The sequence below is a fragment of the Fluviicola taffensis DSM 16823 genome (assembly GCF_943372375.1).
Classification (GTDB): domain Bacteria; phylum Bacteroidota; class Bacteroidia; order Flavobacteriales_D; family Crocinitomicaceae; genus Fluviicola; species Fluviicola taffensis_A.
In genome coordinates this window covers 464,339-485,794 of sequence record NZ_CALRYJ010000001.1, presented here as the reverse complement: position 1 = coordinate 485,794, position 21,456 = coordinate 464,339, and the positions used below count along the sequence as shown (strand labels likewise).

Annotated in this window: 26 protein-coding genes; 2 read left to right on the top strand and 24 right to left on the bottom strand. The window is 40.6% G+C overall.

Annotation, left to right across the window (positions count from 1 at the left end):
- Nucleotides 1-96: 96 nt before the first annotated feature.
- Nucleotides 97-762, top strand: coding sequence for a sterol desaturase family protein (locus tag AAG807_RS02065; RefSeq protein WP_341900336.1), 666 nt, complete (start codon nucleotides 97-99; stop codon nucleotides 760-762).
- 108 nt (nucleotides 763-870) lie between these two features.
- On the opposite strand, the gene AAG807_RS02060 is transcribed toward AAG807_RS02065, so the two are convergent.
- The 9 genes from AAG807_RS02060 to AAG807_RS02020 are packed head-to-tail and all read right to left on the bottom strand — an operon-like array spanning nucleotide 871 to nucleotide 8,871.
- Nucleotides 871-1,908 carry a beta-ketoacyl synthase chain length factor gene (locus AAG807_RS02060; RefSeq protein WP_341900334.1) on the bottom strand — a complete coding sequence of 346 codons (1,038 nt, stop codon included), beginning with the start codon at nucleotides 1,906-1,908 and terminating at the stop codon, nucleotides 871-873.
- Complete coding sequence (locus tag AAG807_RS02055; RefSeq protein WP_341900333.1) at nucleotides 1,899-3,098, bottom strand: beta-ketoacyl-[acyl-carrier-protein] synthase family protein; 1,200 nt, start codon at nucleotides 3,096-3,098, stop codon at nucleotides 1,899-1,901. Before AAG807_RS02055 ends, AAG807_RS02060 begins: the two co-directional genes overlap by 10 nt.
- A 5-nt stretch (nucleotides 3,099-3,103) precedes the next feature.
- Nucleotides 3,104-3,373: a phosphopantetheine-binding protein gene (locus tag AAG807_RS02050; protein WP_294859284.1), complete on the bottom strand. Its 270-nt coding sequence runs from the start codon at nucleotides 3,371-3,373 to the stop codon at nucleotides 3,104-3,106.
- A 3-nt stretch (nucleotides 3,374-3,376) separates the two neighbouring features.
- The gene (locus AAG807_RS02045; protein WP_341900331.1) at nucleotides 3,377-4,654 is read right to left on the bottom strand and encodes an ABC transporter permease; all 1,278 of its coding nucleotides are present in this window, start codon (nucleotides 4,652-4,654) and stop codon (nucleotides 3,377-3,379) included.
- On the bottom strand, nucleotides 4,654-5,397 hold the full coding sequence (locus tag AAG807_RS02040) for an ABC transporter ATP-binding protein (RefSeq protein WP_341900329.1): 744 nt from the start codon (nucleotides 5,395-5,397) through the stop codon (nucleotides 4,654-4,656). Before AAG807_RS02040 ends, AAG807_RS02045 begins: the two co-directional genes overlap by 1 nt.
- Nucleotides 5,398-5,402: 5 nt before the next feature.
- Nucleotides 5,403-6,410, bottom strand: coding sequence for a BtrH N-terminal domain-containing protein (locus tag AAG807_RS02035; RefSeq protein ID WP_341900327.1), 1,008 nt, complete (start codon nucleotides 6,408-6,410; stop codon nucleotides 5,403-5,405).
- Nucleotides 6,410-6,808, bottom strand: a complete 399-nt coding sequence (locus AAG807_RS02030) for a hypothetical protein (RefSeq protein WP_341900326.1) — start codon at nucleotides 6,806-6,808, stop codon at nucleotides 6,410-6,412. The genes AAG807_RS02035 and AAG807_RS02030 overlap by 1 nt, the downstream gene beginning before the upstream one ends.
- Nucleotides 6,809-7,957: a beta-ketoacyl-ACP synthase III gene (locus tag AAG807_RS02025; protein WP_341900324.1), complete on the bottom strand. Its 1,149-nt coding sequence runs from the start codon at nucleotides 7,955-7,957 to the stop codon at nucleotides 6,809-6,811. It lies immediately after the preceding gene.
- A gap of 2 nt (nucleotides 7,958-7,959) precedes the next feature.
- A complete protein-coding gene (locus tag AAG807_RS02020) occupies nucleotides 7,960-8,871 on the bottom strand; it encodes a hypothetical protein (RefSeq protein WP_341900322.1) in 912 nt (303 codons plus the stop codon).
- Nucleotides 8,872-9,025: 154 nt separating this feature from the next.
- On the opposite strand from AAG807_RS02020, the gene AAG807_RS02015 reads away from it, so the two are divergent.
- A complete protein-coding gene (locus tag AAG807_RS02015) occupies nucleotides 9,026-10,195 on the top strand; it encodes a DUF2062 domain-containing protein (RefSeq protein ID WP_341900320.1) in 1,170 nt (389 codons plus the stop codon).
- 41 nt (nucleotides 10,196-10,236) lie between these two features.
- Here the strand turns inward: AAG807_RS02015 and AAG807_RS02010 are convergent, their stop codons facing one another.
- The 15 genes from AAG807_RS02010 to AAG807_RS01940 are packed head-to-tail and all read right to left on the bottom strand — an operon-like array spanning nucleotide 10,237 to nucleotide 21,443.
- Nucleotides 10,237-10,602: a hypothetical protein gene (locus AAG807_RS02010; RefSeq protein ID WP_341900318.1), complete on the bottom strand. Its 366-nt coding sequence runs from the start codon at nucleotides 10,600-10,602 to the stop codon at nucleotides 10,237-10,239.
- The gene (locus AAG807_RS02005; protein ID WP_341900317.1) at nucleotides 10,602-11,228 is read right to left on the bottom strand and encodes an outer membrane lipoprotein carrier protein LolA; all 627 of its coding nucleotides are present in this window, start codon (nucleotides 11,226-11,228) and stop codon (nucleotides 10,602-10,604) included. The genes AAG807_RS02010 and AAG807_RS02005 overlap by 1 nt, the downstream gene beginning before the upstream one ends.
- Nucleotides 11,212-11,985, bottom strand: a complete 774-nt coding sequence (locus AAG807_RS02000) for a polysaccharide deacetylase family protein (RefSeq protein ID WP_341900315.1) — start codon at nucleotides 11,983-11,985, stop codon at nucleotides 11,212-11,214. The genes AAG807_RS02005 and AAG807_RS02000 overlap by 17 nt, the downstream gene beginning before the upstream one ends.
- A complete protein-coding gene (locus AAG807_RS01995; RefSeq protein ID WP_341900314.1) occupies nucleotides 11,969-12,895 on the bottom strand; it encodes a beta-ketoacyl synthase chain length factor in 927 nt (308 codons plus the stop codon). Before AAG807_RS01995 ends, AAG807_RS02000 begins: the two co-directional genes overlap by 17 nt.
- Nucleotide 12,896: 1 nt before the next feature.
- Complete coding sequence (locus AAG807_RS01990; protein ID WP_341900312.1) at nucleotides 12,897-14,072, bottom strand: beta-ketoacyl-[acyl-carrier-protein] synthase family protein; 1,176 nt, start codon at nucleotides 14,070-14,072, stop codon at nucleotides 12,897-12,899.
- A complete protein-coding gene (locus AAG807_RS01985; protein WP_341900310.1) occupies nucleotides 14,073-14,327 on the bottom strand; it encodes a phosphopantetheine-binding protein in 255 nt (84 codons plus the stop codon).
- Nucleotides 14,320-14,928 (bottom strand): 3-oxoacyl-ACP synthase, encoded by a 609-nt coding sequence (locus AAG807_RS01980; protein ID WP_341900308.1) that lies wholly within the window; start codon nucleotides 14,926-14,928, stop codon nucleotides 14,320-14,322. Before AAG807_RS01980 ends, AAG807_RS01985 begins: the two co-directional genes overlap by 8 nt.
- Nucleotides 14,925-15,995, bottom strand: a complete 1,071-nt coding sequence (locus tag AAG807_RS01975; protein ID WP_341900306.1) for a beta-ketoacyl synthase N-terminal-like domain-containing protein — start codon at nucleotides 15,993-15,995, stop codon at nucleotides 14,925-14,927. Before AAG807_RS01975 ends, AAG807_RS01980 begins: the two co-directional genes overlap by 4 nt.
- A complete protein-coding gene (locus AAG807_RS01970; RefSeq protein WP_341900304.1) occupies nucleotides 15,988-16,416 on the bottom strand; it encodes a thioesterase family protein in 429 nt (142 codons plus the stop codon). The genes AAG807_RS01975 and AAG807_RS01970 overlap by 8 nt, the downstream gene beginning before the upstream one ends.
- Nucleotides 16,413-16,832: a hypothetical protein gene (locus AAG807_RS01965; RefSeq protein ID WP_341900303.1), complete on the bottom strand. Its 420-nt coding sequence runs from the start codon at nucleotides 16,830-16,832 to the stop codon at nucleotides 16,413-16,415. Before AAG807_RS01965 ends, AAG807_RS01970 begins: the two co-directional genes overlap by 4 nt.
- A complete protein-coding gene (locus AAG807_RS01960) occupies nucleotides 16,822-17,694 on the bottom strand; it encodes a lipid A biosynthesis acyltransferase (protein WP_341900302.1) in 873 nt (290 codons plus the stop codon). The genes AAG807_RS01965 and AAG807_RS01960 overlap by 11 nt, the downstream gene beginning before the upstream one ends.
- A gap of 6 nt (nucleotides 17,695-17,700) precedes the next feature.
- The gene (locus AAG807_RS01955) at nucleotides 17,701-17,946 is read right to left on the bottom strand and encodes a phosphopantetheine-binding protein (RefSeq protein WP_294859302.1); all 246 of its coding nucleotides are present in this window, start codon (nucleotides 17,944-17,946) and stop codon (nucleotides 17,701-17,703) included.
- A 14-nt stretch (nucleotides 17,947-17,960) separates the two neighbouring features.
- Nucleotides 17,961-19,184, bottom strand: coding sequence for a beta-ketoacyl-[acyl-carrier-protein] synthase family protein (locus AAG807_RS01950; protein ID WP_341900298.1), 1,224 nt, complete (start codon nucleotides 19,182-19,184; stop codon nucleotides 17,961-17,963).
- Nucleotide 19,185: 1 nt separating this feature from the next.
- Nucleotides 19,186-19,917, bottom strand: a complete 732-nt coding sequence (gene fabG / locus AAG807_RS01945) for a 3-oxoacyl-ACP reductase FabG (protein WP_341900297.1) — start codon at nucleotides 19,915-19,917, stop codon at nucleotides 19,186-19,188.
- The gene (locus AAG807_RS01940) at nucleotides 19,914-21,443 is read right to left on the bottom strand and encodes an aromatic amino acid ammonia-lyase (protein WP_341900295.1); all 1,530 of its coding nucleotides are present in this window, start codon (nucleotides 21,441-21,443) and stop codon (nucleotides 19,914-19,916) included. The genes fabG and AAG807_RS01940 overlap by 4 nt, the downstream gene beginning before the upstream one ends.
- Between the last annotated feature and the right edge of the window lie 13 nt (nucleotides 21,444-21,456).

The following is a 21,456-nucleotide window of genomic DNA, read 5'->3' as shown; positions in this document are numbered from 1 at the left end:
TTAACTTTGTCTCAAGTTGTTAATTGAGTGCCAAAATTGACATTACGCCCCGATAACGATCGGGATCAAAAAGTAATACTCACTAATTTCTTTTCTATGGAATCAACATCTAGTAATGAAAACTATGAATTCCGTGTTTATCCAGATGCAAAATCGCCTAAACTATTCAAATCACCTCTTCTGGAGGTTCTAACCAAAACAAAACTTTGGATCATAGCTGCACTATATAGTGCTTTATCGGCTTTCTTACTCTGGGTTTATGTGTATCATTTTCAAGGAACTACAATCAAACTAATTTCGTTGTTCTTTCTTGGGTTTTTTACGTGGACTTTTGGTGAATACATCCTACATCGTTTTGTTTATCACAAGTTGAAGGATGCTTCTTACGATACCGGAATGCAGTATTTGTTCCACGGAATCCATCATCAGTATCCCAGTGATGATGATCGGATTATTCTTCCTCCGGTTCCCGGATTGGCGATTGCAAGCATTCTTTTAGGTGTTTTTTACCTTCTCATGGGAGCGGAAGCATTTACTTTCGGTCCTGGGTTCTTAATGGGTTACCTGGTGTACATCAGCATCCATTGGATGGTTCACAGTAAACCGGCTCCAGCGCGTTTCAATTTTTGGTGGAGACATCACAATATCCATCATTACCAGCAACACGATAAGGCATTTGGAGTATCTACACCGATTTGGGATATTGTGTTCCGCACGATGCCTATAAAAGGAAGAAAAACGATTACAATCCTTAAAAAGTAGCACTTTATTTTTTCATCGTAAAGGATGCTGAGAACGCGAAGGTTTTGGATAGTCTTTGCGCTCTTCTACTCCCTGTCGGCAGACAGGCAGGTTATAATAGGTGAAGGACTATTTCCGGATAAGAATCAAACTGTGACGGATGGCGTCAAAATGATTGTAAATGAGGATGGTGCGCGGTTCTACCGTTGCACCATTTTCTATTAGATGGTGTGCCTTGCCATTGAGCAGTTGAACTGCCAGATAACTTGCAAACGCGCTCACCGTGCGGTATTCACCAACAGACTTTTTAAAATAAACGGTTGGTTTGCTACCAAACAATTGCTCCACCCGCTGATACCAGAAATCTGTTGAGACATCTCCGTTTTTTCCAAGTAGCAGGCAATCCACATCAGAGATGCTCAAGTTTTGCTCTGTAAGAAAGCCGGATACAAACTCTTGAATCTCGTCTTCGGTCAGATGAGAGGATTGTTTGAATCCACTGAACCTTGCCAGGCTATTTTCCGGTTTGTTACTTAGGAAAAATTGGGTCGATCCTTCGCCACAATACGAACCGGTTGTTTTGGAATCAAGTAAGTTTTCATTAGAAACCAATTCTTGCTTGAAGCGCTCTCCTAAGCGATCGATGTTGTAATTGTAGTCCGAGATCTCTTCCACTGCTCCAAGTAAGATGCTTTTTTCAGTGGGACCGTGTTCATCGAAGAAAAGTGAGGCATCCAACAAAGCGGACTCAAATGCCAATGAGCCATTCACATGAGTCATGTTGTATCCCATATTCTCTGAAAGAAGTGCAACTTGTCCGGCTAATGCATTTGGAGTGCTCTGTACGAAATTAGTCGGTGTTAAAGTACCTTCATTATATTCCACAATCTGGTTCAGGAACTTGATGCAATCTTCCAACCCACCATTGGCAGTTCCGAAGATAATTCCATCTGGTTTTGAATTCCGACCCAAAAGAGGTAGCGAGACGCCAATTCCCATTCGGACAGCTTTTCCCATCCGTCTCAACTGAGCATTTGGAATGATATCCTGATAAGAAGGTTCGATCGCCCTGTATATAAATTCATTGAATACCTGCCAATCTCCGTTTTCGAAGGACAAGTCATGTGTTTTTTGTGGGGAAATCGCGTATAAATCGGTTATATACATGCTGAAAAGATTAAAGATGTACAGTTTCCTCCGAAACCAAATGAATTGGAGAGGACATGTTTAATTTCAACATCAGGTGTGTATTTCAATGTCGGTTTGAATGGAAAATCTGAAATCGGCTCTTCAATGCGTAAACTGGGGTATACTTCCTGATTTTGAATGGATAGTATACTGTAAATCGCTTCCAGTGCGCCCGCCGCTGCAAGTGTATGTCCTACGTAGGATTTTGTAGAGCTAAAAGGAGGAACTTCCACAAACAATTTGGAAAAAGCAAAGGACTCAGTCAGATCATTATTCGGGGTTCCGGTTCCATGTGCATTGATACACTGGATATCTTCGGGTTTCAGATTCGCACGTTTCAATGCCAGCTCCATTGCCATTCTTGGTCCTCTGGCATCATCAGAAGTGGCAGACGGGTGAAATGCATCATTGCAAATCCCAAAACCGGAAAAGACAGCTTGCATTTTTTTTGATGGGGGAACATCTGCTTTTCGTTCCAAAACAACATAGGCAGCAGCTTCTCCCAAGCTTAATCCTTCCCGATTGGTATCAAACGGTTTACAAGGTTCTTCACTTAAGATGCGAAGCGAATTGAATCCGTTTACGGTAAACTTGGCAAGGCAATCACTTCCACCGGCGATGACACGATCCACCTTCCCCGTTTCCAATAAACGAGCTCCCAGTGCAATAGCATTGGCTGATGAGGAACATGCTGTATTCACAACGTCTGTGATTCCTTTCATGCCATATAGGGAAACAATTTGAAGCGCGTGATCCGAACCCTCGTAGTTTTTAACGAACTCAGATGGCGAACCTTGCAGATTGGCATCGTGATACAAATCATCGGTATAGCACATTCCACCAACTGTACTGGAGCTGATGAAAGCAGTTCGTTCGGAGGATAAATCTTCCGGACTGAGCTGGGCATCCTTTATTGCTTCACGGAATGCTTTGATGGCAATCAAGGTGGTACGCGTATAACCGAGACCTTTTTCAAGACCTAGTTCTTGCAATAACTCGTCATCACTTCGATTGATTTCACCGAAAACCAATGAATCTGAATAGTGGGATTTGAAATGTTTGGCTTTTTGGATTCCCGAAATTTCGTGTTTCAGGGAATAATGGTTTTCAGCAATTGTCAATCCAATTGAACTGATTGCACCCATTCCTGTTACAACAATTTCAGCCATAGATCTTATTTTGTTCTATTCGCAATAATATAATCTACGATTGTATTTACGTCTACCAAAATTTGTCTACCCTCCGTCGGATTCTTGATTTTGATTCCATACTCACGATCAAGTAGTACGATTAATTCTACTGAATCAATGGAATCCAACCCTAAGTCCCCTCCAAATAAAACCTCGTCGTTTTTAATCCCTTCAGGAGTTAAGTCCAACAAATTCAAATATTTAATCAAATGTTCTTTGAACTCAACAATTAATTCTTCTCTGTTTGTAGTCATATTTTAAATATAATTTTGAATTCTCAACTTTATGAATATCAAGAGTTGACAAAATCCTGTGAACAAAAATAAGAAAGTTATAGTACCAATTAATTCACTCCACGCACCATTTTTCAAGAAAAGCGTATAATATCCCTCCAAACACCATTTAAGCGGAGAAATATTTCCAATGGCTTGCATGTAGTCCGGCATCACAAAGTTTGGAACCCAGATACCGCCAATTGCTGCAAAAATAATGATTGAAATTGCACCAAAACCATTTGCCTGTTCCTGGGTTTTAGCATAAGTACCAACCAAGACGGCATACGAAATTGCGGAAAGGGCAGAAAGTAATGTGACAACCAAAAATGGAAGAAATGCATTGGGCATGGCTAATTTTGGCAACCCGATATGTGGGAAAATGTAAATTCCCATCATGAATAGGAGTAGGAGTTGTGATAAAGCAACGAATAGGTAAACCAGGAATTTGGAGATCAAAGTCAAAGCAAATCCTCTTGGAATCGTCTGAAGTCGCAAGAAACTTCCCGATAGACGCTCTTTTACAATATTTCCACCCAATGAGATAACCATGAAGAACATGGCGAAAATGGACCATGCAGGAACATTGTGCTGACTCGAATTGGGAATCATTTCTGCTGCCTCATTTAAACTTGCATTCGCAATTTTCAATTTGGTTTGGCGATTTGTGATTGCCTGACGGATTTTTTTTGGAATCGAATCATATCCCATTTCAAGAAAAAGTTTGGAAACCATTTCTTCATTTTCGATTCCGTTAGTGATAGACTGAATTCCATTGATGACCGAAATACGGAAACTTTCCTGAACCACGGGGTCAAAGTAAATAGAAAGCTCTTGTTTTCTGGGTTTGATCTTTGGCGCTTTTTCAATAACACCCATTTGTTCGAGCATCAATTTGGAAATATTGTCTGCGTTGCTTGACAGTTTTTCACTAAAATCGCCCGGGATATAGATTCCCAGCATCGCATCTTCATCAATAGTTGTTCGTTTAACAGAAGGTTCGGTAAGGTGATCCTTTTTCTTGATTTCAAAACTTCCTGAATTGGCCAATGCCTCGACGAGTGAATCACCTAAGGAACCTTTATCGTGATTGGAAATCAGAACAGTCAGCTTGTTTTCATTTACTATTTGAAACGCGCTGTTTTGTACGATGGTAATGATGAAAACCAATAACAAAGGCATGAGATACATCAATAGCAATCCCACTTTGTCGTGGAGTACTAAAAGTACTTCTTTCAATATGGATGCCCTTAGTTTTTTCATCAGTCGCGTAAAAGTGTTCCGGTCATTTTAAGAATTAAATCCTCCAGGTTACCTACTGCATGCCTGTTAAGCAAATTTGTTAACGTATCGTTTGCGATTATTTTTCCGTGATCGATTAGAATAATCTGATTGCAAAATTCTTCGGCTTCCTTCAAATGATGCGAAGTATAAATAATCGTTGTCCCTTGTTGATTCAGTTCCTGAAGTAAAGTCATGATAGCAATTTTGCTTTGAACATCAACTCCAACGGTAGGTTCATCTAAAAACAAGATGGAAGGACTATGCAATAATGAAATGATGAGGTTTAGACGTCGTTTCATTCCTCCTGAAAAAGTGGATACTTTTTGATTTTTTACATGAAAAAGTCCTACTTTCTGTAATAATTCATCAATTCTTTGCGCTAATTCCTCTTTTTTAAGATTATATAGATTTCCGAAATAGGATAAATTTTGTTTTGCTGTAAGCTCAGGGAAGAATGAAAAATCTTGGGGAACAAAACCCAGTTTGCTTCTTATTTCTCTTGGACTTTTTTCACCGTCTGAATAATAGACTACCGAACCGAGGGTTGGATCCAAAATATTACAAAGGATTGAAATCAGTGTGGTTTTTCCTGCACCGTTCGGACCGAAAATACCTACGATTTCTCCTCTGGCAACCGTAAAATCTACGCCGTCCAGACTAGGAATGGTACTTTTACCATAGGATTTGTAAACCTTCGAAACACGCAAAAGAGTCTCCTGCATCGTGTTTAGAATTTAATTTTCGCCAGCTCTTGAAAGGCTTGTTTTTCTACTGCACTAATCTCAATTAACAGATCTGCACAAGCATCAAAGTCTTTTTGTTCGGTTATGCGACCTTTATAAATTCCTGACATTTGTAAAGCGCTATCTCTCCACAAATCACCTGCTTTAGTCATCGTTTCAGAGATACGAGCCAATTGCTCATTTTGCATGATCACCGCAGCTTCTTCCAGGAATGCAGCATATAGGAACCGAAATCCACCACCACCGGTGCCGATTTCCTCCTGCATACGAACAATCTGACCTAAATGAAGACCTGCTTGTCGTGGACCATGTTTGTCTCTCCAGCCGCGAATTTTCTTGGATGTATAGACAATTCCCTTCACTCCGGCAATGGATCCCGGAATCTTCAGCATATCTCTGCAATTGCGTTTAATTCCTTTCGCAATGGCGCTTCTGATTTGTTCCGGAGTAATTTCTCCAACCTCTACCGGATAGTAAATATGACCTTTTGGAGCTAATGCACCTTTTGCAAAACGCACGCGTTCCAGTTCTTCCGTACTTAATGATGTCGTGATTTCCATCACCGGATCACTTACCAGGTAGCGATCACCTTCCTTACCAAAAACAATGAGGTTATGTGCATTGAAGTGAAAACGGTATTCTTTAGGGAAATAGGGCAAATGAAAAACCCCTACCTGACATCCGACCTTCATTCCTTGTTCAAGCTTGGAATCAAGAAATCGGGTTGCTTCTTTTGGGTCTTTGAATTTCTTGCGTTCTACTTTTACATCCAGCGCTTTACATGTACGTTTAAAGATGGCTCCGGGCATTGTTCGAAATGAAATAGCCGGACCATTATTCACTTTCATGAACGGGATATGTATGTAAAATAAACCTGAACCCATTCCGAAAGCCAAAGGCTCAGTAATGAAGTCCACCCCATGATCCTTTAATAAGCTCACAGTAACCCCATTTTCACAATGGGCTGTTTGGTGATGAATAAATTCTGACACTAAGCTTTAAAATTTTTGAGTTCGTTAACGGAAATTTCGAAAGCATCAGCGTACCGTCTCAGGACGTTTTCGCTCAGTTTTTTAAATGCATTCGGTTTCAAATGTCTTTTGATGCGAAATTTCCAAATACCTGTATAACCTGAAAGTACGGTGAAATCCATCAACTTTTCTTCCATGAAATAAAGGATCGGACTTGCTTCGCCTTTTTTGATTTGTTCCCTTGCTTCGGAAGTTCTGCGTTCAATTTCTTTCCAGGCTTCATCCAGAGCAACTTTTTTAGCTTCCCAGCCTGTGCTCAGTTCGGTATCGTACTGCCCGTCTTCGTTCTTCACATAACAAACTTCCCTTGTAAAATTTTCAAGGGCACTTTTATCTTGTGGAACTTCAGACTTTTTCATTTAGCAGACAGTTAAGTAAGCAAATACGTAAGAGAATCGGGAACTTTCAGGAACGGCAAGTAAAATAGTATCACCGGCTTTCAGTTTCCCGCTGTTGAAAAGTTCGTCAACCATTAAATAGATGGAACCTGCTCCTACATTTCCGTGAGTAGCCAGATTGGAGAACCAACGTTCTTTTGGAATTTCCATTCCGTTTTCAGCCAAATGCGTGTATATCTTGTCTTCAAAGAAATAACTTGACATGTGCGGTAAAAACCAGGTCACATCGTCAGCAGTTAAGTTCTCTTCCAAAATTTTGGTCTTCAATTTATTGAATCCGAGCTTCACGATGTGTTCGTCCAATAACTTCACATCCTGTTTGATACTCAAAATGGATTTTTCAATCATTTCCTGAGGATCATAATCCATGTAGCTTTTCAATGTCCCGTCTTCCATTTTTTCAGAAGCCATGTACATGCATGCTTCAATCTCATTGGCAAAGGAAATTCCTTCCATCCAATCAATGCGCAATGAAAGACCTTCCGAACTTTTCTGATCTTCCAGCATGAAAACAGCTGCACCATCGGATAACATCCAGCGCAGGAAATCCTTATCAAAAGATAAATAGGGATTTTGTTCCAGTTCAGTCAGTTTTTGGATCTCCAATTCAAATTTATCCGAACTGAGCACACGTGACAAGCGCTCTGAACCGGTGGAAATGGCTTTTTTGCTCATTCCTGATTTGATTGACATGAACGCATATTTCATAGCATGCATTCCGGAGCAGCAAACTCCTGAAGGAGAAACCACTTCAATGTTTCCGGATTCCGGCAACCAACCATGAACCATTACACCATGGGATGGCATCATTTGGTCCGGGGATGAAGTACCGCAGCTAATGAGATCAACTTCCTTAATTTCTTGCGGTCTGTTCTCAAATAATTTGCGAATGGCCAATGAAACCATTTCAGCATTTGTATGGGTCGCAGTTCCGTCTTTACGAATTGCATAATAGCGGTTTTTGATTCCGTTATTACGTAAAACGATTCTTCTCGATTTAGAAGCACGGTCGTTAATTAATCCCAAATAATCTTCCATTTCATCATTTGAAACAGGATTATTAGGTAAAAAAGATGCCGTACGTGTTATGTATACTTCCTTCAAGCTCATTCTTATCTCAATTGAGTGCTTCTGTAATATGCTAATTCGCGTTTAATATGTCGTCCTGTAAAGGGGCGTACAAAGATATGATATATCGTTAAAACAATTGGTGAAACAATAAATAAAGCGAAAATCAAATAATATTTAAAGAAATTGACCCAAAATTTGCGGTTCCCTCCGTTTTCGGTTTTTTTGGTGATCAATTTTGCCCAGATCATAAAGAGCATTTTTGCTCGTGATTCTATGAACAGGATTGATATCGGTATGTTCACGCCACCTCTTGCAACCAGTTCTTCTTGAAACTGCGCTGCCTGATCGTTTTCCAGTTTTTCTTTTAACAGAGCGCCGAATTGGCTCACGTTCTCAATGTCTTCATCCGAAACACCCGGTTTTGGGAAGATTCCCCATTTCTTGGTTTTTTTCCCAGTCAACATCCAATGTAAAATGGTGACAACACTCACCAAGTTGCTCACTTTGTCGATTAAAGGAACATTTCCGATGAGTTTCCCTCCAGCCGAAGCAATTTGTTTTTTAACGGCTTCCTGGGAATTTATCCACATGTTTCTGCAACCAATAATCGATACTACGTTTGTATCCTTCATGATTTTGCGGAATGTCTCATCTTGCAAAATAGCTGATGCCGGAAGGGATGGAGAGAGGAACCAAGGCTGATAACCGAAGATGATCAGGTCGTATTGCTCCCGTTTGAATGGAAGCGGTTTGATCGGAATCGGTTTTTCGAGAACTGTTTCAGGCATTGCATCAAAAAACACGGCACTTGTCCAAGGAAATGGAAATGGGGTGCTAGGTTCAACTTTCACCCATTCTATCGTGCTGTCAACGAATGGTTTACAGAAATTTTCAACGATCTCTGTAAGTTGTCCGGATTGAGAATAATGTATAACTAAGATATTCTGTGCCATAGTTAATTGGGATCTAAGTAAAAGTGTTTAACTTTTTGCCTGTACAAATTTAACAAGGTTTTGTTTCTAAACTACTTTTTTGTTCTCTTTTGAAATGCCAATCAACTGATTTCGGCAATGAATTCTTGAAAAGTTATGATTAGTTTTGTACTCCATGGAATCAAGTCTGGCATCAGTAACGAGCATCAATAGTTGTGTAATCATTCCCACCTACAACAACGAGCGAACACTGGAACGTGTTATTCGGGAGGTATTGGAATATGCTCCTTCCGCTTGCGTTATTATTGTAAATGACGGTTCCACTGATTCTACCCCGGAAATTCTAAGATCGTTTGAAAAGGAAGTAACTATTCTGGTAAATGAGGTGAATAAAGGAAAAGGGTATTCCCTTCGAAAAGCATTCAGGTTTGCTCAGGAAAAAGGGTATTCAAATGCCTTGACTATTGATTCTGACGGGCAACATTATCCAAGTGATATTTCATTGCTGGTGGAGCAAGCAATTCTTCATCCGGGAGCAGTGATTATGGGTTCCAGGAACATGAATCAGGAAGGGGTGCCACAGAAAAGTTCTTTTGGAAACAAATTCTCCAATTTTTGGTTCAAGGTTGAAACCTGGATTACCTTACCGGATACTCAAACGGGTTTTCGAATTTATCCTTTGGAACCGATGAAGAAAATCTGGTTGTTTACCAATAAATTCGAATTGGAGATTGAGGTGATAGTGAAATTGGCCTGGCGTTTCGTTCCCTTTGCTGCCGTTCCCATCCAGGTGAAATATGACCCTTCAGAACGGGTTTCACATTTTCGCCCGGCAAGAGATTTTACGCGGATCAGCATTCTGAATACCGTTTTGGTCTTGACGGCCCTTATCTGGTATTATCCCCGGAAGTTTTTTTCCATTCAGACTTGGAACATCATTAAGCATGAGGCGATCAAACCGGAAGAATCCAATTTCAAGAAAGCACTTTCTATCGGATTCGGGTTTTTTATGGGAATAGTGCCACTTTGGGGATTTCAGTTGTTGATCGGAATTCCATTGTCTGTTCTATTCCGGATGAATAAGGTGCTGTTTATTGCCGCCGCAAACATCTCTATTCCTCCAATGATCCCATTTATTATTTATGGAAGCTTTTTGTGTGGACAGTTATTCATGACCGGTGAGACAAATACTGCTCAACTGGCAGATCTGAGTTTGGAAGCAATTCAAAAAAATGCGTTTCAGTATGTGATCGGAGCATGTATTTTTGCAACCATTGCCTTTGCCGCTTCTTTTTTGGTGAGTTTTGGCTTGTTGAAGATATTCCGCAAAGAACCTAAAATATAAATCATGTCGGGGTGAAAAATTTTTCACTCCCGACATAGTTTTTATTCATAAATCCCGCTGAATTTCAAGCAAATCCCTTCCGAATTACTCAATTGTCCGGCAACTTTCAAACTTTGGTCTTCCTGCTCTGCAACAGTCATTTTGAACGTTGCTTCAGGAGTAGTAACCGGATTTAAAACAGCCAGAAATTTACTAGTTGCCAATGTTTTTAGCTGAATCGTCTTATTGAAATGCGTTCCCAGAATCTCTTTCACCAATTCCAATTGCACCACTCCCGGTGTTACCGGATTTCCGGGGAAATGTCCTTCATAAATGGGGTGTTTCGCATCAATGGAAATGGCTGCTTCCAACACATTATCCTCGAATTTCAAGGAATTTAGCTTATAGAAAGTGTCTTTTAATATCATCAGAATGTGGTGAATTTAGTATCGTTAATGGTCCCGTTAACTTCCATGTTGGAAAAGTTGTAAACTAATTTGTTGTCACTATCTGTCAACATCGTTAGTTCCTTGATTGTTAATTCCTTTTTGCCAAAGATCAGATTGATTTCTGAAACATAGCGCTTCATTTTATCGCTTTTTGGAGTGAGAATCAGTTTGTAATTGGATTTGTTCTCCAGGTAGCTGATCTTGAACTCTTTTTCGTTCAGAAATTCCCCGGTCATCATTTGTACCATTAAACTTTGGATCTTTTTCACGACTATTTTGGAAGAGGCGCTGCTTATTTCTTTCCCTTTTTCCTGAAGTTTCACTGTTTTGCCATTGATCAGGATAACCTGACTTTCCGGTTTGGTTTTTTCCCAACGAATCTTATTTTCCTTCTTATACCACATTTTTCCGGTCCCTTTTTGGGCATTCGTCAATAGGGAAGAGGTAGCGGTTTCTGTAAAATCTGCCTGAATGGATTTCGTTTCCTTGTGCTGTTTTTCCAAAGCTGCTTTGCACGCTTTCGAATCGGCAAGTTTGGTATATTCTTGCCCGTAAATCTTGGTCGAAACAACCAGTAAAAGAAGGAAACTACTTATTAATTTCATGAATGAATTTTTTCAGATGTTCTTGGTTTGCAAAGATAATACCATTTGCTTTTGACTGAAGAATGTAGTCTTCCAATATATCAGCCGTCTGAGCCAAATTATCATGCAATAGAACAATACTGCTGGGTCTGGTATATTTCAGCAGACGATCCAATAAAGCTTCCTTGTTTTTGAATGAATCGTATGACCGCACACTCCAGGCAATGATCTTCATTCTTCTTCTTCTGAGAGCGCGTGCAATTTTTGGATTGGTATAGCCGATCGGAGGTCTGAAAATGGTAGGTTTTTCCGGCAAAAAGGGTTTAAGAGTTTCTGAAAAGGAATCAATTTCCATCCCCACTTTTTCGGTGTTCAGCATCGCAAAGAAAAGGGAGTGGCTCTGTGTATGATTTCCTATTGTGTGACCTTCATCGATAATGCGTTGAAGAATCTCAGGATGTTCCTGTACTTTACGACCAATTACAAAGAAGATGGCATGAATTCCGTGTTTTCTTAGAACATCCAGGATGCGCGGAGTTACAACGGGATCCGGACCGTCATCAAATGTCAGTATCGCTTCCTTTCCAACATTTCGAAAGATGGTCGGGTAGAAGTATTGGAACCGGAGAAATACGATTCCGAAGACCAGGATCAATAAAAAATTGGAAATGACATAAGCCACCCATAGCCATAAATAAGGACTGTTCCAAAAAACCAAAAATACAATCAGGAGCGTACTGAGCGCAACTAAAATATTTAATCTATGCTTCCACTTCATTTCTGCGGATGAGCGTTAAGCCCAATTTATTTGATTCCAGGTTGTTTATAATCAGAATGGTGAGCGCTTCCTTATTTTCAATAAAAAAATCATTGGCCATGTGAAGGGCGAAAGCGGATGAGCTTTGGTAATATCCGGAATAATCAGGGAAAGACAAGTGTTTTTTTGCCTTGGATCCAAAAAGGGAACCTCCTTCAAGAATCAGATCAATGTCCTGGTACGTGTAATTATTTGAGCTTAAAAATCGGACAACTTGGGTTTCCGTTTCTTCTGAAGAGAAGGAAACCTCACAGGCTTGAATATGTGCAATCCCATTTCCTTTTTCATTGGACAACACCATAAAAGTGGCTCCGGAGGTAAATGGGTGAGTGGTTTCTATCAAATTACCGCGCAGCCGTTCTAAAAATGGAATTGCTTCATCTGCGGCTCCAACCAAAACCGATTTTTTGCCTTCATCCATGCACAAAAGACCGTCTTTCAAAGCCACTTCAAAGGAAAGCGCATTTTGGGTATGCGTCATGTTGTAAGCATGATTTTTCAGATCCAAGGAAATTTGACCGGAAATCGTATTGTGTGTACTCTGGATAAAAGCTGTGGGAGAAAGAATATCACCGCTAACGGAATTGATCGTAACCAGGAATTTCTCCGTGTCAGTTAAACAACCCAATGCAGTTCCTACTGAAATCGAATCAAATTCATTGGAAACTTTTTCCTGACAAGCTTTCGATGCAGTGATTCCCATTCGTAAGATGGTGCTCAGGCGTCTGAGAGCCGCAACCGGAATATAGTTCTTATAATCCGGAGAGATCAGTTCGCTGTCGGCAGTTAAAGGCTTCAGTTCGTTCCAGATGTTTTCTTTCTGAAATGAATCCTGATGTGTAATTGATTCTATGTGTTGAATGAAATACATATTAAACCTTGCTTAAGATGATGGTTGAATTGTTTCCTCCGAATCCAAACGAGTTGGATAAAATATGTTTAATCGTGTTTCCTTCAGAATATTCCTTTACCGGAACCAAGCCCGTTTCTTCAATTGCCTGCTTGAAATTCAGATTTGGGAGCAAAGCTCCGTTGTTTAAAGCAAGAATCCCAAAAACTGCTTCTATTCCTCCTGAAGCTGCCAGGGTATGTCCGGTATAAGCTTTTGTGGAGCTAAACGGCGGTACGGAAGAACCAAAAACGGTTTTGATCCCGTGAGATTCGGACAAATCGTTATTTGGCGTTGCTGTTCCATGTGCATTGATGTAATCGATATCACCGGGATTCAAGCCGGCGATCTCTAAAGCACCTTTCATGGAAAGTGTTGCACCTAATCCTTCGGGGGAAGAAGCCGTCTGATGATAAGCATCTGAAGCATTACTCCAACCGGAAAGGATTGCCAAAGGCTTCTTTTCGGATTTTTTCATCGTTTCTTCCGTTTCCAGAACAAGGAAACCTGCACCTTCACCGAGATTCAATCCTTTTCTTGTTTCATCAAATGGCCTGCACCATTCATCATCGAAGATCATTAGGGAACGGAATCCTGAAATGGTAAATTGGGAAAGTCCGTCTGTTCCACCAACGACCACGCGATCAAATTGTCCGCTCAGAAGCATTCTTGCTCCAAGCATGATGGAATTTGCTGCAGACGAACAGGCAGTGGAAATGGTATTTACATATCCGTCAATTCCCAACTCTTTCGCAATCTGTTCGCTGGTTGTTCCGCTGGGATGATTCTTGTAAAGACTTAAATCGTCAGTTTCACCTGCCAAAAAATCTTTGTAAGCGATTTCACTTATATCCATTCCACCAACCGAAGTTCCTGAAATCAATCCGGTTCTTATTTCCGGATTCAATGTATGCCCTTGAAATGCTTCCTTTGCGGCAATCATACCGAGTAAGGCAGTTCTGGATGCATCTTGGGAAAGCCCGAATCGTTGAATCAATTCGTTATTTGTCCAGCGGATTTCACCTACTTTAAAACGTTCTGTATGGATTTTTTCACCCTGCTTGATCCCTGTTTTTTCAGAGCGCAAGGCAAGCAATGTTTCTTCTACATTTTCACCGATAGAAGAAATGACACCAGTTCCAGTAACGTAAATGCGCATTTATTGATGTTTAGAAATGTAAGCTGCCAAGGTATTCACCGATTGAAAGATCTCTTTTCCTTCACTCGGATCTGTAATTTTGATTCCATAGTTAGAATCCAATAGAACGATGAATTCCAATGCATCGATTGAATCCAATCCAAGACCTTGATCTCCGAATAAAGGAGCGTCATCTTGGATATCTGCAGGAGTTAGGTCTTCCAGGTTCAATTGCTCAATAATCTGAGCCTTTAGGTTTTCTTTTAAGTCACTCATTTCTGTATTGTTTAATTAGTGTTGAGAGTTCAAGTTCGATTGAATTGTCAGCATGTTCTGAATCAGTTAGCAAAAATAGGAAACATTCTTGTTCGCCATTCGTTTTCGCTTCCACCCAGGCGCATAAACAGACATTATTTCCTTTATTTAATCCGATTTGGGCCCATTCTGAAAAATGAGCCGGATTGAATGCCTCTTCCACGAAAAAGCAATTTTCTCCGTACCATTTGTGACGAATGCATAATTCGCCCGTAACAATGTTTGGAAGTGTATATACAAATAGAGAAGGGCTTGGATTGTTCAACTGCTCGTAGCTGTCCAGGAACAGGTTGTCTGTGTATTGACTTGCAGAGTTATTTGCGAAAATGAGTTGCAGGTCGTTTTCCAGGTCAACTTCTTTCGGGAAAAATGGAAGCAACAGTTCTGTTCCTATGAATGCCATTTTTGAAAGCACATCCATTTTGTAGAACTTCGGATATTCCACTCCTAATTGCTGGTAGGCTGATTTGAGTGGGTTTTCGGCTTCAACGGTATTGAAAACCCGATTTCCATTTAGGTGGATTCCTTTTGGACAAACGTAACTATGTGCTAGGATCTTCACGGCTGTTTTTGTAAGATTAAACTTGCATTTCCTCCTCCAAATCCGGAAGCAGTTTTTAAAACCGTGTTCAATTCCTTTGATTCGATGCGTTGAATGATATTTAAGGGAACGGAAGTTCCGGACTCCTTAAATCCGAGATTTGGAAAAAGAACATTCTTTTCCATTGAAACGATGCTCATGATGGTTTCCAGGACGCCTGCAGCACCCAAAGTATGACCGAAATAGCCTTTCATGCTGTTTAATGGCACCTGATCCAGATTCGTTCTGCCGAATGCAATGCTTTCCATTTCATCGTTGAAAACAGTTGCTGTTCCGTGGGCAGAAATAAAATCGATGTTTTTGGCGGTCAAGCCACTTCGCTTCAGCGTTTTTTCAATGGATCGAACCAAACCTTCTCCTGTTCTGGACGGACCTGAAATGTGATTGGCATCATTGGATGATGAGCCACCTTTGTACAAAACAGCAAAATCAGCCGGTTTTTCGCTGGTAACCAAAACTATTCCGCAACCTTCACCTAACACGGTTCCATTTCTGGATTTGTCAAATGGCTTGCAAGTCTCGTTACTTAAAGCAAATAAACTTTGAAAACCGTAGGAAACAAATTTGGAAACAGCATCTATTCCGATGACAAGGACGTGATCGTATTTTTTTGCGAGCAAATAATCTGCCGCTGTGTTTATTGCAATGACTCCCGAAACACATGCGTTTGAAATAATAAACAGGTCTGTTCTCGGGAAAAATTCATGAATGATTGCTTGCGTTCCTGCAAAGGTGTCACCGGGAAGCAGATCCATATTTCCTTTCGTGGAGCTTATAATAACGGCTGTTTTTCCGGAAGCAGGGAATTTTTCTTTTGCCTTTTCAAGTGCGTCTCTTAAAAGCGTATCATAGCGATTGGAAGTGATTTCCTCTCTTTTGGCTAAAGGGATGGTCGTATCCTGAAAACCTGCATTTTCAAAGAGTTTAATTCCGGAAACTCCCTTATTAAACCCATCGATATGCTGTTCGAGCGTGTTTCCAAGTGGTGTTACCAATGAAAGCGGCGATATGTAAACCGGTTTATGCATCAATCCAATTTTGACTCTCTTCCCAAATGCGATAGAATTCAGGTTTGATTAATTCCAGCGTACGGTCGGAAGTGAACATGAATACCTGCATGGTCATTCCCGTAGCTGCAACTTGGTTTGTTGCACTATTGATCACTTCATAACGAAATACGATCTTAGCGGAATCGTGTTGTTCCAGGATAATGTTTATCAATGCTCCTTCCCCATAAAAGATGGATGCCTTGTGCGAAACTTCTGATTTTACGATGGGAATGAAGTAGCCTTGAGCATGTACGTCCAGGTATTCGATCCCGAAATCTCTCCCGAATTGTTCACGGGCGTCTTCAAAGAATTTCAAATAGTTTCCATGCCAAACCACACCCATTGCATCCGTTTCGCTGAAACGGACAGGTACAAGAATGGATGATTTCAGGATTTTCATGCCAAAACGATTTTCATTTGACAGGTCAAAAGCACCTGTCCATTTGATTTTGCGATTCCTTCAACTAAATGAATGGTATCAAAAGTGCTCAAAATTTGAACGGATGTTTCGATCAGGTCATTCAATTTGGCACTGTTTTCAACTTGAACCTGAGTCACAGCCCCAATAAATCCCAATTTCGGTTCGCCGCCTTCTATCAGGCTATTCAAGTAACCAAATCCTGCAGCGCAGGTTTGAGCGATATTTTCAATTAATGATGATTCGGACAAAATGCCATTTTCAAGGAACAAGTTATCTGATAGGATCTCAAAGTTGGTATTGAACCCGGTTTCATTCGCATCCAACAAAGAATCAATCATGACGAATGGAGCTCTTTGAGGAATGATTGAAGTAATATTTTCTTTGTTAATCAACATAGTATTCAAAAAAGTTAAACCATTGAGTTGGACTTGCTTTGACCTGCTTTTCCAGGTGTTCCGCATAAAGTTGTGCTATTTTTTCAGGAGATTCGAACTCTACAAGAGGATCCGTAGCACTTAATTCATAGTGTGTACTTCCTGATTTGACAGCATATACAAAGGTAAGCGGAACTTTGAATTTATGTGCCATAATAAATGGTCCTGCCGGAAATTCGGCGTAACCGTTTAAAAATGGAAGTCTGAAGTTCTTCTGACCGGGTGTTGTCCTGTCTGCATGCAAGGCGATCAATTCGTTGCGTTTCAATGCTTGATGTATCAAGATAAGATGTGATAGATCATCCTTAATCGGAATCAGCTGATATTGTGATTTTCCGGCTGCGTCTTCCAAATAAGCTTTGATTTTTTGAACTTCGGCATCTAGCATCAAGATATTGATTTTCAGCGTGATTCTTTCCCCAAGCAAGTTTCCGGCATTTTCCCAGTTCCCTACGTGAGCTGAAAAAAGGAATCCGCCCTTCCCGGCTTCGTTCATTTTGATCAAGGCTTCTTCGTTGTTGAAACGAAAGGTGAAGATTCTTTTTCGAGGTGTTTTTAAGGCGATTCGATCAATAAGTGTTTGTCCGAACAAATACAGGTTTTTAGCAGTTGCTCTGATTGCTTGCCACTTGGTGTAATGGAATCCTTTTTGGTAAAAGGAAACCAATGCTTTTCTCGGTTTTCGTGAAAAAAGCAGAAAGTAACCTGAAACACCAATGCAAAAAAAGTAGGCAAACCGAACTCCTAGAAATCGAATTGAGTAGATAAAAAATTTATATCCCCAAAGTGAGCCTTTGGTTTTACCATCCCATTTTTGTTCCATTCACTCTTAAGCGTTCAAACGTTGTTCGACCAAGTCGTAGAAATCGTTGAATGTCTCGATTGTTTTGAAATCGTCAGCAGTTGGTTTAATGCCTAGGTTTTCTTCAATAACAACCACCAAATCCACGTAATCCAAACTATCCAAATCCAAGGTTTGTTGCAGATTGTTATCCGGTAAAATCAATGCAGCATCTACTTCGAATTCTTCCGATAAAAACTGTTTTGTTGTAAGAATGATATCTTCTCTTTTCATATGTTTAGGTAACTCTATTTTTTATACTTTTTAATGATCAGTGAGGAGTTTGTTCCTCCAAAGCCAAATGAATTGGACAAGAAGCAATCAATATTCTGCTCTTTGTAACTTGGAATGATGTTAATCTTTTCCGATTGTTCATCCGGATTCTCAAAATTAATGTTCGGTGCAATGAAATCATTATTCATCATTAACAAGGAATAAACGACCTCACTTGCTCCCGCCATCCAACATTCGTGCCCGGTCATACTTTTGGTAGAACTTACAGGAACTTTGGATCCGAGTACATTGAATATTGCTTCCGCTTCCGTGGAGTCTCCGATTGGAGTCGAAGTCGCATGGGCATTCACATAATCAATATCATTTGGTGTCAGGTTCGCTTGTTTCAAAGCCATATTCAATGATCTGAACTGACCGTCGAAGTTCGGGTTTGAAATATGATCGCCGTTTGATGAGAAACCGAATCCGACAATTTCTCCGTAAATCGGAGCATTTCTTTTCAAAGCCGATTCCAATGATTCAATGATCACAGTTGCAGCGCCACCTGATGGGACTAATCCATCACGATCCCTGTCGAAGGGTCTGCTTGCCATCGAAGGATCTGCATCCCGTACAGAAAATGCTCCCAGACCATCAAAACTTGCCATTGCATAGTTATTGATTTCCTGAGCACCTCCACAAACGACACGTTCCTGTAATCCCTGCTTGATTAACAAATAACCCATTCCGATGGAATGAGAACCTGAAGAACAAGCAGCTGAAATCGTAAAGTTCATTCCTTTCAATTTATAGATCGTTGAAAGGTTCATGTTTACAGTGGAGTTCATGTTTTGGAAAATATCACCACTTCCGATCAGGGTCGTGTTCTTTTTCGCACGAACCTTATCTACTGTTTCAACCACAGCACCTGCAGTTGAATCATTTCCAAAGATGATTCCGGTTTCTGTCTTGTCCAAAAAGTCCGCATCTAATCCGGAACCTTCCATCGCCTGTTTTGTTGACATAAAAGCAAAACGGGCAGGCTGGTGCATTCCAATGCGTTGACGACGAGATAGAAAAGGGTTCAAATCAGGTTCAGCAACCATTCCTGTAAAGCAAGAACGGTAACCGAAGTCTTTACGTTGTTCATCGTAAATGACACCACTGCGACCTAGTCGCAAAGATTCCAAAACCGTATCCAGGTTTTCACCTAGACACGAGTAGGCACCAATTCCGGTAATTACTACACGATGTTCCATTTTAAGCGTAAATTCCCCCGTTTATATTAATAACTTCTCCGGTTATATAAGCCGCTTTTTCAGACGCCAAAAAACTAGCAAGGTACGCTACTTCTTCCACTTTTCCAAAGCGATTTGCCGGAACCATTCTTTTTAATTCATTCATATCCAGTTCACTAGTCATGTCTGACTCAATGAACCCTGGTGCGATTGCATTCACTGTAATGTTTCGTTTTGCAATTTCCTGAGAAAGTGCTTTAGTTGCAGCAATCATGCCACCTTTCGCTGCGGAATAATTGGTTTGTCCGGGAACACCCTTTAATCCACTTAAAGAAGCGATATTGATGATACGACCACTTCGTTGTCTCAACATACGTTGGATAATTGCTTGTGTGCAGTTATACATCCCTTTCAAAGAAGTGTTCAAAACTGAATCCCAATCTTCCTCTGTCACCCATGGAAACAGGTTGTCTTTTGTGATTCCTGCATTGTTCACCAAAACGTGAATGATGCCTTCTGCATTGTTTGCATACCAGTTTTCAACGGCAGCCTTCACAGCAGCGCCGTCTTTTACATCAAAATGCAATAATTCGCCTGTTCCTCCGGCTTCCTGAATCAAACGAAGTGTTTCTTCAGCGGCAGCAGTGTTGGAAGCGTAGTTAATTAAAATATGTAGGTTTAAGTCCTGAGATAATTGGAGAGCGATTGCACGTCCAATTCCTCTGGATGCACCTGTCACTAGAGCACATTTCATAGGTTAAGAGTTGTTTTCTTAAGGGTGTTTGTAATGTTTCGGATAGCTTCAAATTGTGGAATGTCCTCATTAATTGTTGGGGATACCGCACGAATTTGGGTATAAATTTCTTTCGTTTTCGAAGAAAGTTTGTTTCTCTTGGTTTCATCGAGTAAATCAATAGCCTGACATACCGACATCATATGTATTGCCATTACCTGGAAACCATTCTCGATTACTTTCTTAGCCATTACTGCACTGTTTGTTCCCATACTCACAATATCCTGATTGTCGTTGTTGTTGGATATACTGTGCACGTACATGGAATTCGAAAGCATCTGACTTTCTGCTGTAGTGGAAGTTGCCGTAAATTGCATTCCCTGGATTCCGAAGTTCAAACCTAAGGTTTGTGTGTTCAGAAATGGAGGGAAAATCCCATTGATCTTGCTGTTCAGAAGGAAGTTCAATTGTCTTTCCGCCAACATCGTCAGTTTCGTGATGACCAATTTGATCTTATCCATTTCCAATGAAATGTAATCTCCGTGGAAGTTTCCTCCATGAAATACATTTTCACGTTCCAGGCTCACTACCGGGTTGTCGTTAGTGGAATTGATCTCGTTCTCCACAATCGCTTTTGCGAAATCCAAGGTGTCCTTAACAGGTCCAAGAATTTGCGGAATGCAACGTATCGAATAATATTCCTGAATTTTCTTCTTGAATTCGGTTGTCTCAGCCACTTTATCGTCTGAGAAAAGCTCTTCGCGTTTGCGGATCAAGGCGCTGTCTTTCAGGAATTCACGCATGGATTTTGCAATTTCCTGCTGACCGGCGTGAAGTTTTACCTCGTTTAATCCCACGGAGAACGAATCATCGTATGCTTCCACGATTTCATTAATCATCGTTGAAGCGGCAATTGCCCAATCCAGCAGGCGGTATGAATAGATCAGGTTGACAGAACCGATTCCTGACATACAGGAAGTTCCATTCATCAGACCCAATCCGTCTCTTAATTTCACTTTTAAAGGAGTGATGTTCTTTTCAGCTAAAACTTCTGCTGTTTTTCGGCGAACACCATCGATGTATACATATCCTTCTCCGATCAGGTTCAAGGCCAAATGCGCCAATTGAACCAAATCACCACTAGCTCCAACTCCACCGTGTTCGTAAATTTCCGGAATGATATCGTGGTTCAGGAACTGAACCAGTTTTTCGATCACTCCATAGCTGATTCCGGAATTTCCCTGCATGAAGTTCGTCAATCGGGAAAGCACAACTGCGCGTGCGGATTCAGCATCCAATACATTTCCTGTTCCGGAAGAGTGACTTCTGATCAGGTTGTACTGAAGTTGATTGAGTTTATCCTCATCGATTTTGAATTGTGCCATTGGCCCGAATCCGGTATTGATCCCGTAGATGATCTTATCACTTGAAAATTCCTGAAGAAATGAAAAGGATCTTTCCAATTCCTTACGAACATCGTCAGAAATCACGTATTCCTTTTTTTCAAGGCTAAAAGCTTCTATTTGTTTTAAATCGAGTTTGTTCATGGATTTTAGTAAG

What these genes read in the sequence shown, in the direction of transcription:
- AAG807_RS02065 (WP_341900336.1), top strand. Translation starts at nt 97, where the DNA reads ATGGAATCAACATCTAGTAATGAAAACTATGAATTCCGTGTTTATCCA.
- AAG807_RS02060 (WP_341900334.1), bottom strand. Translation starts at nt 1,908, where the DNA reads ATGTATATAACCGATTTATACGCGATTTCCCCACAAAAAACACATGAC.
- AAG807_RS02055 (WP_341900333.1), bottom strand. Translation starts at nt 3,098, where the DNA reads ATGGCTGAAATTGTTGTAACAGGAATGGGTGCAATCAGTTCAATTGGA.
- AAG807_RS02050 (WP_294859284.1), bottom strand. Translation starts at nt 3,373, where the DNA reads ATGACTACAAACAGAGAAGAATTAATTGTTGAGTTCAAAGAACATTTG.
- AAG807_RS02045 (WP_341900331.1), bottom strand. Translation starts at nt 4,654, where the DNA reads ATGAAAAAACTAAGGGCATCCATATTGAAAGAAGTACTTTTAGTACTC.
- AAG807_RS02040 (WP_341900329.1), bottom strand. Translation starts at nt 5,397, where the DNA reads ATGCAGGAGACTCTTTTGCGTGTTTCGAAGGTTTACAAATCCTATGGT.
- AAG807_RS02030 (WP_341900326.1), bottom strand. Translation starts at nt 6,808, where the DNA reads ATGAAAAAGTCTGAAGTTCCACAAGATAAAAGTGCCCTTGAAAATTTT.
- AAG807_RS02025 (WP_341900324.1), bottom strand. Translation starts at nt 7,957, where the DNA reads ATGAGCTTGAAGGAAGTATACATAACACGTACGGCATCTTTTTTACCT.
- AAG807_RS02020 (WP_341900322.1), bottom strand. Translation starts at nt 8,871, where the DNA reads ATGGCACAGAATATCTTAGTTATACATTATTCTCAATCCGGACAACTT.
- AAG807_RS02015 (WP_341900320.1), top strand. Translation starts at nt 9,026, where the DNA reads ATGGAATCAAGTCTGGCATCAGTAACGAGCATCAATAGTTGTGTAATC.
- AAG807_RS02010 (WP_341900318.1), bottom strand. Translation starts at nt 10,602, where the DNA reads ATGATATTAAAAGACACTTTCTATAAGCTAAATTCCTTGAAATTCGAG.
- AAG807_RS02005 (WP_341900317.1), bottom strand. Translation starts at nt 11,228, where the DNA reads ATGAAATTAATAAGTAGTTTCCTTCTTTTACTGGTTGTTTCGACCAAG.
- AAG807_RS02000 (WP_341900315.1), bottom strand. Translation starts at nt 11,985, where the DNA reads ATGAAGTGGAAGCATAGATTAAATATTTTAGTTGCGCTCAGTACGCTC.
- AAG807_RS01995 (WP_341900314.1), bottom strand. Translation starts at nt 12,895, where the DNA reads ATGTATTTCATTCAACACATAGAATCAATTACACATCAGGATTCATTT.
- AAG807_RS01990 (WP_341900312.1), bottom strand. Translation starts at nt 14,072, where the DNA reads ATGCGCATTTACGTTACTGGAACTGGTGTCATTTCTTCTATCGGTGAA.
- AAG807_RS01985 (WP_341900310.1), bottom strand. Translation starts at nt 14,327, where the DNA reads ATGAGTGACTTAAAAGAAAACCTAAAGGCTCAGATTATTGAGCAATTG.
- AAG807_RS01975 (WP_341900306.1), bottom strand. Translation starts at nt 15,995, where the DNA reads ATGCATAAACCGGTTTACATATCGCCGCTTTCATTGGTAACACCACTT.
- AAG807_RS01970 (WP_341900304.1), bottom strand. Translation starts at nt 16,416, where the DNA reads ATGAAAATCCTGAAATCATCCATTCTTGTACCTGTCCGTTTCAGCGAA.
- AAG807_RS01965 (WP_341900303.1), bottom strand. Translation starts at nt 16,832, where the DNA reads ATGTTGATTAACAAAGAAAATATTACTTCAATCATTCCTCAAAGAGCT.
- AAG807_RS01960 (WP_341900302.1), bottom strand. Translation starts at nt 17,694, where the DNA reads ATGGAACAAAAATGGGATGGTAAAACCAAAGGCTCACTTTGGGGATAT.
- AAG807_RS01955 (WP_294859302.1), bottom strand. Translation starts at nt 17,946, where the DNA reads ATGAAAAGAGAAGATATCATTCTTACAACAAAACAGTTTTTATCGGAA.
- AAG807_RS01950 (WP_341900298.1), bottom strand. Translation starts at nt 19,184, where the DNA reads ATGGAACATCGTGTAGTAATTACCGGAATTGGTGCCTACTCGTGTCTA.
- fabG (WP_341900297.1), bottom strand. Translation starts at nt 19,917, where the DNA reads ATGAAATGTGCTCTAGTGACAGGTGCATCCAGAGGAATTGGACGTGCA.
- AAG807_RS01940 (WP_341900295.1), bottom strand. Translation starts at nt 21,443, where the DNA reads ATGAACAAACTCGATTTAAAACAAATAGAAGCTTTTAGCCTTGAAAAA.